The sequence below is a fragment of the Clostridium tagluense genome (assembly GCF_003865095.1).
In the GTDB taxonomy this organism is placed as follows: domain Bacteria; phylum Bacillota; class Clostridia; order Clostridiales; family Clostridiaceae; genus Clostridium_AD; species Clostridium_AD tagluense.
On the sequence record NZ_BHYK01000041.1, the window covers coordinates 1 to 15,829 of the forward strand.

The window sequence follows — 15,829 nt, forward strand, 5'->3', positions numbered from 1 at the left end:
CCTGCATCGTGTAGGCTTGTTTGCTATGCCTATTTTTATTCCTAACTGCTCTCTGAACATAAAATTTATAGCCTTATAATGACTCTATACAAAATCAAGTTTTACATGTTACTTTCCGTGACTACTCCAATTACATAAAATTTATATTGCTATAAAATACTTCTTTAATTAAATTTCCATAATATACTATATTATAACATAAATATCTTTTAATTTCTATATAAAATGTCATATAAACAACAAAAACTGGAAGTTTTGCTGACAAGCTCTATTGCTAATTATAATTTCAAAGACGTTTATAATTTTCATATTTGTGGAAATATACACGTAATAGACTAAATGGATTTAAACGAGTTTATTATCCTGAACAAATCAAACTAGATAAATAGAAGAGAGTCCTGGTAATAGCAGATTTTGTGAAATATGCGGTAAACCCACATATTTTTTTAAAGAAGGCTTTTTAGATCCATGGCAAGAGGAATTTGATAATAAATTTATTAATATGCATTCTCAGATACGACATTCATTTTATTAAAGTTAACATTTTTTGACCAACTCAACAATTATTTTTTAAATTCTCTTCAACTTTATTAAAATGAAAATATTATAACTAAAGCCTTAGAAATTTATTTTTTCCATGACTTTAGTTATATTTTTGATTTAATCTAAAAATACCCACCAATCCAATTTCTCACTTAACAGGTATCTATATTTTTTACTGAAGTTCCTATACTGACCTTGGTACTATCAATGATATCATGAGCTCCTTTGCCAGGTACAAAAACTCGATGTTAAATAATGCCTTATTACAACCAAAGACCAACCATGAAATAATCCGTCAAGTACAAACAACCTCCACTCACCAACATAAGTAACTAAAACATTGTGGATACTCAATGAAGATTAGATCGGAGTGAAGCATAGAAATCCATACTACCATCTGAAATATAAATATCTCTAGTCAGATTTTCCACTAGTTCTTCTACATTAGAAGAACTCCCTAAAACATATAAAAATTGCTGCAAACTACGAAATAAGGTATCAAAGAATACTGTACGTGCATTTTTTCTGTCCCCTTCTTTAAGTTCTCCTACTAATATCTCAATTTGCTCCCTTAGTTTATTCAATTTAGATAGTTTATATTCCTTTTCTGGATCTCTTGAATGATAAGTTGCAAATAGCAAACTCTCCATGAATTTGGAACTTAATGTTTTATTTGTTAAAAACCCGTATTCTGGAAAACATATGCTAATTGAAACTATTCTTCTACCTTTCCAATTTAATACTGAGTATGGTGATAATTTATCCTGTTTTTCATACAATTTCATTGTATCATTCTTTTGAAGATATATTCTGTGCCGGAGTATTTGTTTCTGGGCATTTAACATTCCCTCACCTAGACTACTCAACACTTCAACATCGTCTGCTAACTCAAAGGTATCTGGAAGTGAACGTTTCTTTATCTCCAAAAATATAATATTCTTATCTGTTTCTAATACTACATCACATTCACCTTTATCTTTATCATTATCCAATGAGTAATGTCCGCTGTAATATTTAATATTCTTGCTATCTAGCTTACTCTTAACATAATCTTCAATAGTAACTCCCATTTTTCTGTTCAGCCTTAAGCCTTTTACCTTTTTAAGTATTTGATACATTATCTCACATAAAGAATACCCACAAAAATGGGGTGAAACAAGAAAATACGTATCCTTACTTAATCTAATCAAGGGTTTACTAAAAAGATTTGTCGCCGTTAATATCTGGTTAAAACTCTTGTTTATTTGCTCTTTAGGTTCTGATATCTCAAGTAGAATGCTTTTAAGAGTCTTTCTATTCATTCCTAGTTTTACTCTCAAATCTTCGAAAGTAATTGTAGAACAAAATGTATATTTTTTCAATATAGTTTGAGCAACCTTATAGTAGTCATCGAACTTAAATTCGCAACACATACATTGATCATAATATGGTCGATAAAGTTTATCAAGTATATCCAATACGAAGTCAGGATTATACTGTACTGGAATATAAAGATTTTCAAAAATAATGTTCTTATATATATATTCAGGTAAATCTTTGTAATGTATGAACATATCCTCATACATTGAATATCCTTGAAGTCCTAATACAGTTAAATAATCACTACTCAGTTTAATTATTTCCTGATATATCTTCCTTTGACCAATAGCCGTAAGAATGCTAATTCCTCTATTTAAGAATTTACCGCACATATTAATAAGATAATTATATGGAACTCTATTACTCTCTTTAGTTGCTCCAAATGAAGACTTATTTCTGTGAATTAGATACCTATCAATATCAGAACTATACTTATTTTGTAATTCCTGATTGAACAAGTTTTCTAATGTTTCAATGCCACCTATATGGTATATCATCTCTTCTAATTTGGTGTGAATAAGAATAAGGGATTGTTCAGATAGTATAATTCTACCTGCTACAATTTCAAATTGAGCACCAAAATTTGTCAAATGTTTTGTTGCTTTAATCAATTGTATAATATCATATCCAATTTTTGAATCTATAGTTTGGCTTGTATTAAACAGATCTATAGCATAACTAAAAAGTTCTTCCCACACTGAATCTTTATTTTCATAATAATACCCATTACCAATATGATTCCATAAACTCTCTAATATTTTTATATGTAATGTCAGATCTTTTTCCTCTAGTCTTCCCTTTAATTTTAGATGTCTTATAATAATTAGAAATTCTGAACTTAATAATATTTCTCCATTTTGCTCTTTAATTAAAATATTTTGATTTTCTTGTGATGATATATTCTCAGCATTAATGTTATAAGCAGCCATATCTTTGACATTTTGCGCTATTAGAATATTTATCTGACTATTAGTATTAAAAGGGCTCCTTAATAATTCCGCATCTATACCATCTTTATATTTTTCAATTAGTTTTAATTTAATTTTCACATCATCAACTGAAATTTCATCTATATGACTGTCTATAAAGTCTTTATATTGATTGCATACTGGAACAATATTATTGTATTCAATTATCAAGATATTCCCCCCATCAAATCACTGAGCCTCCTACTATACTTTCATAGCAAACTTTTATTTTACATTTTTTCTCTATAGTACTAACCCCTTACCAGAGATGAAATTGGAATCTCTGCTTGATTGATCTATTGTACCCTATTTTATAACCAAATACATACCATCTTTAAATAATTCATTACTAAACACAGCTTTAACATCATATGTATCTCCAAGACTAATTTTCAAAACAACTACATCTGAAAATAGTTTTTTAGCCCTCGATGTATTCACACTAAGAGTCTTACCCTCTAAGTCAACTAAGTAAATTCTCTTTCTTCCGTCAAGCTTAAGCTGTGATAAAGGAGTATTAACGTGGACTGCTTCTTGTTCAGTTCGTTCTGTAAATGCTTCTAATCCTTCTGAATAGTAAGCTTTCACTACATCCAAAGTTTCTGATACATCTTTACCATAATTAACATCAGCACAGATATAGCGTTCCTTATCCTCTGGTAAACAAAATTTGCAATACCTACATGTGTTTTTAGACATTATTGTCACATCCTATAATTTCTTAGGTTATACAATGCTCTTTATTCCTAGTCTTTATAATCCTTCTCAAAGCACCAAGCATCCCTACACATTGCTAGAATATCATATTTGACTGTACAGCCTAGTATCTAGAATAATTTTGATCATATCTTCTTAAAACTTCGAGTGTAGCAATTTGAACAAGATTTAGTCTGAATATTGAATCATGTTCATCTGAAAGCCCAGGATGTGATCCTTCAGGATGAAGCCGTTTCCAGAAAGTTTCAAAAAAACCTTGACCATTATCTAGCCATTCATTTAACTGCTTGTAAAATATTGGTGGTTCACATTTAGATAAAGTAATTTTAGCCTCTTGACTACTTGCAGGTGTATTTCCCGTTATTTTTTTCGCCAATTTATTTAATAACTCTTCGACATAGCTTCTTAATTGACTATTGCATGCTGCCCAATCACCTCGATTAAATGCATTACTGGCCTGATTGTAATGGCCCTTTGCAATATCAAAATTATGTTTGTTTAGCAAATTTTCAAGTAAAGTTTCATTATTGTTAAAATCTATGTCAGTGTCAAATGTTCTAAGTAATTTACCATCATCAATTACAAACCCATCTTTTAATAGAAGTCTTCTTAATTGCGGGTAATTGATGAACTCACTAGTATTAGAGTGAAAATAGTAATCATTGGATATAGCCTTATTAATGATATCTTCTACTATTTCATACATCAAATTATCACTTAAAATTCCATGCCGTTGAGGATTATTAATTAAATATCGACCAACGGCTAGCACCCTTTGATCTTTGCTACTACCTGTAGCTATTTCATCTAATCCATATCTAAACACATATGTATCTAAAGTCGCATGGGTATTCATGTCTCGTAATAAATACATAATATCCATTATCGTTGCTCTTGAAAACAAATAATCTCCACCTTTCCTTACTAATTAATCAGCATTAATTCTTTCTTCCATCCCTTACTTGATTCTGAAAGAACTCCTGTTGTTTCTCCAATTTCAAACTTTATATCCTCCATATGCTATTCCACCTACCCTACTTCCTCAGCACTGTTATTAATACTAGATACGATTCCCATAATCTTTCTTGCATCATCCATATTTTCTTTAAATAACTCAATTATACTTCCTATAGTTCTAAATGGATCTTCTTGAAAAATTCTATTATCATCGATAAATCCATTGGTTACTATATAATCTACTATAAGATTTACAAAGTGTGTCTGCTTTGTATTTAAATTTTCATTATTCAAAAACTCTGAGAATGCGACCTTTGCTGCCTGTCTATCGAGTCCTCCTATTTTTCTAACTAATTTATTAACTGGCATTTCACCAAATTCTTTTTTATAATCTTCATGGGAGCCTAGCTGCTTCCACATTAAATCTTCTAATGCTTTTAAATCCTGCTTAGTGAGTTTTTTATTATTTCTAAGTTTGAAAATAGCTAGTTCATCCTTATGCTCCTTAAGATAAAACTCAACTTTTTTCCTATAGTTTTTAAGATCATTAGCATTATAAAAAGCTCCCCCAATATCTTCTCTAACAATTAAATCATCAAATTGTGTAGTATATATTATTTGAACTTCCTTTTGAAGATACTTTAACAGTTCCCTTAAAGCTTCGCGTGCAGAATCTAATTCAAAAATATCTGCTGATTCCCAAAACTCATCTGTCATAACCTTTTCTAACACATACTTTTGAGCTTGCACCGCTGGTATTGTTCCAAGTTTTGAAAGTTCCTCGGCAGTTTTAATTACGCCTTTAATAGGTTTTGTTGCATTTCCATTTTGAAGCTTTGCAAGCTGTATTGTATACATTGCCACATCAAATCTTTTTGCAAACTCATCATCATTTATAGGAATAATTAAGGAAGAAAGATGTTCCTTAATTTCATTTACATTTAATGTTCCAAGGGATATCCACCCACTCGCTTCTTTATATTTATGAACAAACTTTAGCTCCATTCGCACTCTAAAGTTATCCTCGTTTAAAGAATTTATACTTAATACTGCATTCAGAGCTAAAGCCTCCCTAAAGGTTTTATATTCTTCCTCTTGATGATTAAGGTCTTGAAGCTCTTTTATGATATTTAGCTTTAAATTAAATGTTTTTTCTGTAAGACTTTGAGAAGTAGCACCATCAAAACCTTTTGGGTTTACTCTAAAGAAATCAAAATTGTTACAGAAGTCAAATACTAAAAATTTCTCTTTATCCATGCCTATTCCTAAAAGATCAGGACAAAGTCTTGTGCCTCTACCTATCATTTGCCAGAACTTAGATTTAGATCTCACTTTTTTAAAGAAAACTAGGTTTAATATTTCAGGTATATCTATTCCTGTATCTAGCATATCTACTGATACTGCAATTTGAGGCATTTTCTTTTTATCTGAAAAATCATCTATTAAACTATCTACATAATTAATAGAGTAATCAATCTCTTTGCAGAAATGGCTGCCTACTTCAGGAAATAGCTTGTTAAACCTTTCTACAATAACCTTTGCATGTCTATTACTTTTAGCAAAAACTATTGTTTTACCCAATTTTTCCTCACCTTCAATTTTTAGCCCTTTATCCATTAACTTATTTAAAACTAAATCAATGGTGTTATCATTATATAACCATTCATTAATGGCAGAACTTGAAATCTCTTCACCTATACTTTCATCATCATCAAATGTATCTTCATATGCTTCTTTATCTTCATCAGATAAATCATCATATTTTATACCATCCTTCATTAGTTTGGACTCATACTCTAAAGTCTCAAAACTTACAAGGAAGCCATCTTCTACTGCCTTGTCTAATTCATAGGCATAGGTTGGTACTCCACTTTCTAAATCAAATATGCTATAGGTATTTTTATCTATTTCATCTTTTGGAGTTGCAGTTAACCCTAAAAGATACGCATCAAAATAATCAAATATACCTTTGAATTTTTTATAAATACTTCTATGTGATTCATCCACTATTATTAAGTCAAAATGTCCAGGAGTAAATAACCTCTTTCCATCCTTAGACTTTGTATCATCTATGGCATTCATCATAGTAGGATATGTGGAAAATATCATTCTTGATTCTTCTGGATTGTCTTTATTGTCCAATAAATTACATAAAGCTAAATCTGGTAAAAGCTTTGAAAAACTGTTTTTTGCTTGCTTTACTAATGCTTTCCTATCTGCTAGAAATAATACATTTTTAACCCAGTTATGCCTTGTTAGCACATCTACTATTGATATGGCTGTTCTTGTCTTTCCACTACCCGTAGCCTTTACTAGAAGCGTTTTCCTTTGTTTTTTTTCCAATGCTTCACATACTGAAATTATTGCGTCCTTTTGATAATATCTATTTGCTATACTATCTTTCATTTCAATTTGGTTAAATGATTTTTTACTGGTTCTTCTATCAATTAATAATTGCAGCTCTTCCTTTTTAAAGAAACCATAAACTCTTCTTTCTGAATGTCCATTAAAATCATCCCATAAATATGTTTCAAAACCATTGGTATAAAATATTATAGGTCTTTGATTAAACTGTTTTTCTAGGCAATCAGCATATAATTTTGCTTGCTGCTGTCCTACCTTTGGATCTTTACTAGTTCTTTTAGCTTCTACAACGGCTACTGGCTTACCGTTAGCTCCATATAAAACATAATCCACATAACCAATGCCTGTGCCACTCGGCATACCAGCAACTTCAATTTCTTCACCAATGTCTTTGCCAAAATCCCATCCAGATAGTTTAAGCTCAACATCTATATATCTCTTTCTTGTTTCAAACTCACTAATTTCATCTATATTAAAGTCATAATTTTCAGGATTAGTATTACTCTTTCTCTTTTCTGTTAGATCTTTTCTAAGTTCTTCATTTTGTTTTATTATTTCTTCAAGTTTTTTATCCTTTGAGCTTAACTTCTCATAAAGGTCTTTAAGCTCCTCTGGTCTTGTTCTCTTTTCTTCACCTTGTAATAAAATATCCTCATCAAACTCACCTGCAGTATATTCATCAGCATAGCAATAATCAATCCACGAAATAAATTGATGAAGATTATGAAGTCCGAGAATTGCCTCTTCACGCTTAATATTAGAATTAGTATGCACTGCTACATTCCCAAGACTAATTATGTATTTTAGCATTCTTAACATCTTAGAATCTACAAGCACAATGAAACTATTGTCATGAATTAAGCTTGATAATTTATCTTGATACGGTAATTTTAAATCTTGATCAAAACTATATAGCCACTTAACAGATAGCTCTAACGCTCTTCTTGTGAGTATTGCACAAGTAGCTGGACTTACTAATATACTCTTTTCAGCTTCAATACATGATTGTGTGAAGCTTTTAAAAATTTCTTTATACCTTAAAAAATTAAAATTTCCTGACATTTTTGTCCCCCTAAAAATACCTTTAAATATTTGTTAATTAAGTTTCCATAAAGCTATTAAATGGTGTTGAAAGTTCAGTTGCTACATAAATAACAAACAAATATCTTAATATCTCATCATCTATTTTTATGAATTTCACAGTATAATTCTTGAATAAATAGTCTCTAGCTTCTTTCATTGTTGAAAAATCATTTGTTTCTAATTTCATTATCTTCTTTGTAACAGAAGCTTGCATTTTCCCTAGTGACCTTTCATCAGTTCCAATCTTTTGGGCTAGTGTTCTCGACCGACCCACGCACATAGGGACGTTCCCTTCATACATTAAATATATACCTTTTACTGGAGAGCTTTCGCATAGAATTTCTTTAATTTTACCCTCAGTAAGATCATTTATCCTATGATTTTTTGATTCTAATAACTTTTCTAATAATATCGGTAATGTCTCAACGTAATTTAAAAATTCACTCATACACTTCCTATCCCCTTTTTAGTCGAATAATTCTCCTTTAAATGCTCTTTGCATTATGACATTAAAGTTATTTTCTAGTTGAGTTAAGCTTTTTTGCATTTCAAATTTCAATTTGTCGACTTGCTTAGCTAATTTCTCAAATTTATTTTGCATAAAAATTGGTGATATTGGTATTTCTACAAGATTAAGACTTCCTATAGTAAGACCTGGTTGAGCTGCTCCTGTAGAAAGTTTATTTAAGTCTAATTGACTTAGTAAAAAATACAGCCAATACGAATTCATTTCTACTTTAGATTGTGTTGCTACCGCATGTTCAGTCGCATAAAACTTTCCTTGTGCATATTTTACATTTCCACATAAGGCACCTTGACGTCCAATAAGTGGGATATTACCTTCATGAGAATATTGCTCAACATATCCTCTCAATCCATTACCACCATAACAAGGATAAAAATTACCTAAATTTTCATTATGAATATCTGATGCTTTAATATTTTTTCCTGCCTTCATTTCACAAACCTCACCTAATAATTTAACTTCCCACCCCATAGGATTCTTTACTGGATATCCAAACATCTCGATAAATCTTGATTTGACTAATTCATCTAAGCCTTCTAATTGAGCTTTTCTTTTATCTATTAAAGATTGGGATTTGTCTAATAATTCTACTATCTCCTTCTGTTCTTCTTTTGTAGCATGTATATTGACTTTAAACTCTGAAAATCGTGTTTTATTTATTATTGGAACAACTGCTGAATTTGCTAAATCTATCAATCTTTCCCTATTTTGAAGCATTACATATGCTAAATATTTAGAAGAATATACCTTTTTGTTATGAATAACTGCATTAATCTGTTGGTTAAATGCCGCCCTATCTTTATTTACTCCAATTTTACCAACAGTAGCACCTATGCACACTACTAGTAAACTATCCTTAGGAACTATCCTTGCTTTATCAATTGCACTATTAGATATATAATCTTGTGTTTCATTAATATCCGTAATGTTTAAATCCATATCACCAGGTTTTGCAAACATTATATCTTTTGTGTCATAAAAACTTGAATTTTTTGTACTTGGAGTATTGCCTGTTAATATTTCACCTAATTCCTTTAATTCATATCCTATTAACATAACTTACCCTCAATCATTCTTTCTAATTCTTGTAACCCTTCTACTATCTCTTCCTCTAAGTCCTTAATTTTCTCTAATATAACACTAGGTGCATCATAAACTACTTCCTCATATTCTATTTCTTTGTATTTATTAATAGAAAGGTCATACCCATTATCCCGTATTTCTTCTACTGGTACAAAGAATGATTGTTCTGTTCTTTTTCTGTATGCTTCTTTATCTAAATTGCTAAATCTCTCTATAATATCAGTTATATCATTATTTCCAATAGGATTTCTCTTGTCATCTAAGCTATATCCATCAGCTTTCATATCATAGAACCATACCTTATCTGTTCCACCACCATTTGTTTTGGTGAATATCATGATAGCTGTTGATACTCCTGCATATGGTTTAAACACTCCACTTGGCATTGATATAATGGCTTCTAATTTGTGGTTATCTATTATTTCTTGTCTTATGGATTTATGTCCTCCCGTTGATCCAAATAACACTCCATCTGGAACTATTGAAGCACCTCGTCCACCATTTTTTAATGTTCGTAAAAATAATGCTAAGAATAAAAGCTCTGTTTTCTTAGTTTTAGTTAGTTTTAACAAATCTGCTGATACCGCTTCATAGTCTAAGCTTCCCTTAAAAGGCGGATTTGCTAGTACTAATGTAAATTTTTCTTTATCTATATTCACTTCTGAAAGGGAATCTTTATATTCAATGTTTGGGTTATCAACTCCATGTAACATCATGTTCATAGCACCTATTCTAAGCATGGTTCTATCCATATCAAAACCATAGAACATATTGTTATTAAAGTGCTCCTTTAACCCTTGCACTAAAAATAAATCAGCATGATTATCACGCAAATATTGTTGTGCAGATACTAAAAATCCTGCGGAACCTGCTGCTGGATCTACTATAATATCTTCTGGTGTTGGCTTCATAAGTTTTACCATCATATCAATTATGTGTCTAGGTGTTCTAAACTGTCCATTAGTACCTGCTGTAGAAACTTTTGAAAGTAGGTATTCATACAGGTCTCCCTTTGTATCCTTTCCTTCCATATCCATATTATTTATTCCATCTACTATTTTTGAAAGCATTAGTGGGGTTGGTATTTTAAAAATAGCATCCCCCATATATTTTGCATAGGCAGAGGCCTCATCTCCATGAAGGTTCTTTATAAATGGAAACACTTCTTCTTGCATTACTTTATACATTTCACCTGCTTCAAAGTCTTTAAATTTATTCCATCGTAAATGTTGCTTATCACTTGAAAATAATCCTTGAAATTCTAAACTTAAAAATGATGATTCATTTTCACTTATTGTTTCTTTATCATCTAGCCCTTTTATAAATAAAAGGTATGTAAATTGCTCTATAACTTCTAATGGATTAGATATTCCACCTGTCCAAAACGTTTCCCATATTTTGTCTACTTTACTTCTTAATTCGCCTGTAATCATTAGTTTTCCTCCAAATTAAAATAATTGCATCATCCAAAACCAATGCAATTATATTATACTCTTTATTATTTTATATTCCCATATTTTTCAACATATTTCATATTTATTATTTCCAAATTCTGAGGGGGTAGTTTTACTCTATACAATTTCGCAAAACTATAACAAATACGCAAATACCCTTAGTTCTGCGTATTTGTTAGCCCCTCTAAATTAAAATTTCCCCCAAACCTAGTCTGAGGGAACATAAAACACACTTCAATTTTCACCTAAAATCATCTAACCCCTTTGCTACCAGCCTATTTCCTCTCTATCCTTACCACGCACTCCACATGACCTGTTCGAAGGAACATATTCCCATTCCAAAATAAATAGTTCACTTTATTCGAATTCCAGCCTACATTTTTACTACTTTTGAAATATATTCAACCTCATCATCAATAACTGTATATGGAAAATATTCTTTAAAACTTTCCAAGTCATTAAGCGTTACTTTCTGTATCCCTTTTCCAAGCGTTGTTAATGTTAAATTTTTTAATAATGATGCCAATCTTTGGCCTTGCTCTACTTCTAAGACTAAGCTACCTTCTTTTTCATATTTCTTAGCTACTAAATAACATATTTTTCAATACCTCCTTAAAATCAGATTCATTTTGGATTTCTCCACTGTCATATCTTTTTCTTAACAATTCACCTATAACGTTATTTTTTTCATACTTATAAACATATATATGAAGCCAATCATTCATAATCCTATCATGCTTAGTATTTATTTGAATCTCTATAGGATAATGTTTATTCGTCTTCTGATAATATAAATGGATACCTCTATATCCATCATCATTAGCTTTTCCATTTATCATATCCGCAACTTTAAAAATATTTAAATCTTGCTCTAAAACTTCATTATAATTATAATTCTAATCCCAAGTATATCATTAAAACATTTATTAGCCTCTATGTAAGGATAATATTTATCATATTTTAGTAAACATGATTGTATCGATTTTACCCTATAAGCAAAATTCACACCTATTAGTAAATCAGTACTCTCATAAAATTCTTTTAAGTCAATTAATTCATTAACTAAATCATCTTTTTCAAATATTAATTTATTATCGCTAAAAAGTGCACACCCCACCCTAAAAATGCACACCCCCTACTAAAAATCCATAAGGGGTGTGCATTTATTCTATTCTAACCTATAATTTCATGACTTACAGCTCAACTTTCACCTTGCACTTTAATCCAAAAAACAACGAAAACCCCTGAATTCAAGGGTTTTCCATTGTATCAAACTTGTTGTTCTTTTATGGTGGAGGCGAACCGTACCTAACTTTATCACTGTCCATTAAAAGAATTGAACTATATAAGTAAAATCCATAAAATTCTCAAACTGAACTCTCACGACTCCCAATGACAGGTTTTAGTTTCTTTAAGATTTTTTATTTACCATCACCCAATTGTTTCCGATTTAAATTTTGCATTCTTACCGAACAGTGCCATATTAAGTACATCTGCTTCATTAGCATAAGTAATTGATACTCCCTTATTTGTTAAGTCATTGGCACCAGCTTCATTTTTAAACTGGTCGAATTCGGCCAGTTTAAAATCCGGATTATTCATCTGTTCCCACAATCCTAAAAATTCTATAGTACTTCTGCTTCTTAACCAATTCTTAACAATATCTGCAGGTGAATCTAAATTTTTATATTTTGCAATGTCAGTTAACCTAATAAAATCATCCTCATTTCACTATCCTCAATGCCATTTATATATATCTGTTAAGACGATTAAATTCATAACAGCACTTCTTTAAATTGAGTAAGATCAAGCAAACTTCATATAACTCTCTATTTGGTTGGGCATGGAGTTCATCAAAAATAACCCGTTGTACGTTCAGCCCATGTTTTGAAAATGCCTCTGAGGATAAAACTTGATAATAACTTCCGGTAGGCATATAAACAAGTCGCTTTTGAGATATTATAGGTTTAATTTTTTTGGTATTTCAACATAAGCACTGTTGTATTGCCTAAATCCATTATCTTTTACAGTTCCGAATATATCTCTAATGATTCTATCCTGCCAAGGCAGTAAATCAAAAGGAACTCCATGCCATATTTCTTTTGTATGCTTAAGATTTCTTATAAACTCCGCAGCTCTTTCTACTTTATTTTCGTCAAACATTACTTCACCACTTTCAGAATTTTCTCCATAGGATCATCAGATACTCCTACCGTTGTTACTACAGATATTCTTGACCTTGCAGCAGGAGTAAGTCCAAATTCCAAGCAAAAGTATTTCATTATCTTTAAATAAGTTTGGGCAATTGATACCTGAGACACCTGATGTATATACCCGGATGGTGTTTTAAAAATAGTACCATGTTTTGATAGAAATTCTTCTGCTTCCCTTCAAGTAATTTTATTGCTGTTGGTGTTGGTATCCTTCCTCTTTGTGCCATAGGTATCACCTCCTTTTTTAGGTATGAAAAAAGAGCCCTAAGGCTCTTAGCGTTTTAATTTATTATTGTACAATCCCTGAATCAACCTTTTGCCTTGCATTAATATAAATACTAAGGTCTTCTATAATATATTCTCTTCCAGTGGTATGCAAAGCTTCATAGCTCGCATTAATATAATCAAAAACACGGTATCTGTTAAAAAACTCTAAAGTTTCCTTGCCTTTTAGACCTTTTTCATTTTTATAGTTTTCTATACAATATACTAAAAAATCTAATTTTTCTTCCATTTTTATGCCTCCTCTGGGAAAGAGATTTTACCCGTTTTTATTTCTTCAACATAGATGCTATAAAGAGTAGGTACACTTAAATGCCAGAGTTTCGTCTCTTCTTGCTCCAGCTTTTCATAAAGCTTTGATGAGTAAAGACTATTTAAGGCATCTTTATCAGAAATATTCATCTCTTTTGTAATCATTTGTACCAAGCGAGAGACAATCACCTGTAAAATAACTTGAAATTCTTTTGATTCACTCATTGTGCACCCTCCTCTATATCAGTATTTAACTGACCAATATAATGCAAATAGGTCAATGCTTTCTCTGTACAAAAGGTAACTTGATCATATAGTTTTTTAACCTTTAATCTCTTGAGAGTTTCTTCTCTATCCAAGAGTCCAGCTTCATACAAACTGAAAACCCTATAAATAGTATCATCCGCTACTGCTCCAATTATCACATCATACTGTTTACCGCTATAAATGCCCTGCCTATTAGAAAAAACAAAATCCAACCACTCTCCATTAGGTTCATTGAATTTTAGCACTTCGAGTGTGTTTTCCATGTTGACAAAATCAATCTCATACATACTAACTGATTTAGTTTGGCTATCATTTCTAAGCATCACCTTATGTGCAAAACTTATTGCCTGATTTTTATTTGTGGTAGTGTAATAACCTGTTCCAAAATCCAATGTTCGTTTTGGGGTTAACAAAACAGGGCTCTCAACAACTACATTACTTCCATGGTATAAAATCATATACATCCTCCTGTAACCTTTTGTATTAATATATTTTCCTTTTTTAGCTCAGCAAGCATAATTTCAAAATGTTTCCTCTTTTTAATCTGCTTTTCTGTTTCATCAATTTTCTTTTCATCTCTACCAAGATAATCAGTAACAGTCTTTTTACCGTCTCTATATTTTAAATAGTAATATTCATTATTACTTACTTTCTTTATAACAATTGTTCCTTTAGGAAGTTCATTAATCTTAGTTTCATATTCTTGTTGCATTAAAATATTTCTTTGGTATTCCTCTAAAATAATATCTCGCAATAAACTCAAAATAACTACCTCCCTTATTATCATTATACCCCACAATAATAATATTAACAATATTTTGTGGGGTAATAATAACTAGGAGCTTTAAAACTCTTGTGCACCTATAAAAGACTTTTTCATGAAATTAATTTTCTATTTAATAACCATTTAATTTAATTCTTTATTAACCCCTCATTCCTTTGAAATTATAATTGCCTTTTTTTATTTGCTCGTGGTCAGCCTCAACTGCTTTATCATAATCCTTGTCATGCCTTTCCTTTTCAAAGCAAGCCATACAAATGCAATCGGTGTTGAACATACTCATTATTCTGCCACCATCTAAGCTACTGCCACATCTATCACAGATCTTTTGTGTGAAAAACTTATCCATATATTCCTCCACTATCTAAGTTCAGCTAAACATTCTGAATATGCAGTTTGTAGTGGTTTTAAAATAAGCCCGTTGTCAGAATACCCTCTAGGCCTATCAAAATTCCAAGTGTTTTTTTGTTTTCTGTCTCCATAGAACTTATGACCTGCAGTAGGTTTCCAACCATATAAAATTGGCTCGCGGGTATATTGATAATCACATCTTCCAAGTACCAGAGAATTTTTCACCCACACACAGGTTTCATGACAAAAGAACCTTCATCCTTAAATGCTGTTCTGAAATTCACCGTTTCTTTATCCGCATGGAAAACATATATTGCCACTCCATCAAACATAGCCTCAAAAGTGCATTTATAAAAATTCAATAAGAACTCATAGAATTTCTTATCTGCCATATTATCATTTTGTATTTTACCCGCTATTCCTTCATAGGCTACATTATATGGGGAATCAGTAACCACAAGGTTTGCTTTCTTTCCCTCCATCAAAACTTCATAAGTCTTAGCTTCTGTGCTATCCCCACAAACAAGCCTATGCCTTCCAATGAGAGCCCCCCTAAATTAAAAATTCCCCCAAACCTAGTCTGAGGGAACATAAAACACACTTCAATTTTTACTTAAAATCCTCTAAAG

Annotated in this window: 19 protein-coding genes and 2 pseudogenes; all 21 read right to left on the reverse strand. The window is 31.0% G+C overall.

Going from position 1 to position 15,829, the window contains the following annotated elements; genetic code table 11:
• Positions 1–893: 893 nt before the first annotated feature.
• On the reverse strand, positions 894–3,041 hold the full coding sequence (locus Ctaglu_RS21765; protein WP_125005716.1) for a hypothetical protein: 2,148 nt from the start codon (positions 3,039–3,041) through the stop codon (positions 894–896).
• A 135-nt stretch (positions 3,042–3,176) separates the two neighbouring features.
• Entirely contained in the window at positions 3,177–3,569 is a 393-nt protein-coding gene (locus Ctaglu_RS21770) for a hypothetical protein (protein WP_125005718.1), read from the reverse strand.
• 121 nt (positions 3,570–3,690) lie between these two features.
• On the reverse strand, positions 3,691–4,443 hold the full coding sequence (locus Ctaglu_RS21775; RefSeq protein ID WP_125005720.1) for a hypothetical protein: 753 nt from the start codon (positions 4,441–4,443) through the stop codon (positions 3,691–3,693).
• A gap of 68 nt (positions 4,444–4,511) precedes the next feature.
• Entirely contained in the window at positions 4,512–4,604 is a 93-nt protein-coding gene (locus Ctaglu_RS26630) for a PC4/YdbC family ssDNA-binding protein (RefSeq protein ID WP_507762488.1), read from the reverse strand.
• 12 nt (positions 4,605–4,616) lie between these two features.
• Positions 4,617–7,970 carry a DEAD/DEAH box helicase family protein gene (locus Ctaglu_RS21780; protein ID WP_125005722.1) on the reverse strand — a complete coding sequence of 1,118 codons (3,354 nt, stop codon included), beginning with the start codon at positions 7,968–7,970 and terminating at the stop codon, positions 4,617–4,619.
• A gap of 37 nt (positions 7,971–8,007) precedes the next feature.
• Positions 8,008–8,439, reverse strand: a complete 432-nt coding sequence (locus tag Ctaglu_RS21785; RefSeq protein WP_125005724.1) for a hypothetical protein — start codon at positions 8,437–8,439, stop codon at positions 8,008–8,010.
• Positions 8,440–8,457: 18 nt separating this feature from the next.
• A complete protein-coding gene (locus tag Ctaglu_RS21790; protein WP_125005726.1) occupies positions 8,458–9,573 on the reverse strand; it encodes a restriction endonuclease subunit S in 1,116 nt (371 codons plus the stop codon).
• On the reverse strand, positions 9,567–11,033 hold the full coding sequence (locus tag Ctaglu_RS21795) for a class I SAM-dependent DNA methyltransferase (RefSeq protein ID WP_125005728.1): 1,467 nt from the start codon (positions 11,031–11,033) through the stop codon (positions 9,567–9,569). The genes Ctaglu_RS21790 and Ctaglu_RS21795 overlap by 7 nt, the downstream gene beginning before the upstream one ends.
• 394 nt (positions 11,034–11,427) lie before the next feature.
• Positions 11,428–11,652, reverse strand: a complete 225-nt coding sequence (locus Ctaglu_RS25570) for a DUF6718 family protein (RefSeq protein WP_307720510.1) — start codon at positions 11,650–11,652, stop codon at positions 11,428–11,430.
• Positions 11,633–11,893 carry a hypothetical protein gene (locus tag Ctaglu_RS26060; protein WP_233439907.1) on the reverse strand — a complete coding sequence of 87 codons (261 nt, stop codon included), beginning with the start codon at positions 11,891–11,893 and terminating at the stop codon, positions 11,633–11,635. Before Ctaglu_RS26060 ends, Ctaglu_RS25570 begins: the two co-directional genes overlap by 20 nt.
• A gap of 32 nt (positions 11,894–11,925) precedes the next feature.
• A complete protein-coding gene (locus tag Ctaglu_RS26065) occupies positions 11,926–12,171 on the reverse strand; it encodes a hypothetical protein (RefSeq protein WP_233439908.1) in 246 nt (81 codons plus the stop codon).
• Positions 12,172–12,485: 314 nt separating this feature from the next.
• A complete protein-coding gene (locus Ctaglu_RS21805; RefSeq protein WP_125005730.1) occupies positions 12,486–12,767 on the reverse strand; it encodes a KilA-N domain-containing protein in 282 nt (93 codons plus the stop codon).
• Between the two features lie 100 nt (positions 12,768–12,867).
• Positions 12,868–13,217, reverse strand: a pseudogene (locus Ctaglu_RS21810) (terminase large subunit); the annotation flags it as partial.
• A pseudogene (locus tag Ctaglu_RS21815) lies at positions 13,217–13,444 on the reverse strand (P27 family phage terminase small subunit); the annotation flags it as partial. The pseudogenes Ctaglu_RS21810 and Ctaglu_RS21815, both read right to left, overlap by 1 nt.
• 112 nt (positions 13,445–13,556) lie before the next feature.
• A complete protein-coding gene (locus tag Ctaglu_RS21820; RefSeq protein ID WP_125005732.1) occupies positions 13,557–13,781 on the reverse strand; it encodes a DUF3791 domain-containing protein in 225 nt (74 codons plus the stop codon).
• A gap of 2 nt (positions 13,782–13,783) precedes the next feature.
• Positions 13,784–14,026, reverse strand: a complete 243-nt coding sequence (locus tag Ctaglu_RS21825; RefSeq protein ID WP_125005734.1) for a hypothetical protein — start codon at positions 14,024–14,026, stop codon at positions 13,784–13,786.
• Positions 14,023–14,526, reverse strand: a complete 504-nt coding sequence (locus tag Ctaglu_RS21830) for a DUF3990 domain-containing protein (protein ID WP_125005736.1) — start codon at positions 14,524–14,526, stop codon at positions 14,023–14,025. Before Ctaglu_RS21830 ends, Ctaglu_RS21825 begins: the two co-directional genes overlap by 4 nt.
• A complete protein-coding gene (locus Ctaglu_RS21835) occupies positions 14,523–14,831 on the reverse strand; it encodes a DUF6788 family protein (RefSeq protein ID WP_125005738.1) in 309 nt (102 codons plus the stop codon). Before Ctaglu_RS21835 ends, Ctaglu_RS21830 begins: the two co-directional genes overlap by 4 nt.
• A gap of 160 nt (positions 14,832–14,991) precedes the next feature.
• On the reverse strand, positions 14,992–15,198 hold the full coding sequence (locus tag Ctaglu_RS21840; protein ID WP_125005740.1) for a gamma-glutamylcyclotransferase: 207 nt from the start codon (positions 15,196–15,198) through the stop codon (positions 14,992–14,994).
• Between the two features lie 11 nt (positions 15,199–15,209).
• Positions 15,210–15,425: a hypothetical protein gene (locus Ctaglu_RS26530; protein ID WP_373861719.1), complete on the reverse strand. Its 216-nt coding sequence runs from the start codon at positions 15,423–15,425 to the stop codon at positions 15,210–15,212.
• On the reverse strand, positions 15,422–15,682 hold the full coding sequence (locus Ctaglu_RS26535) for a hypothetical protein (protein ID WP_373861720.1): 261 nt from the start codon (positions 15,680–15,682) through the stop codon (positions 15,422–15,424). Before Ctaglu_RS26535 ends, Ctaglu_RS26530 begins: the two co-directional genes overlap by 4 nt.
• Positions 15,683–15,829: the final 147 nt, after the last annotated feature.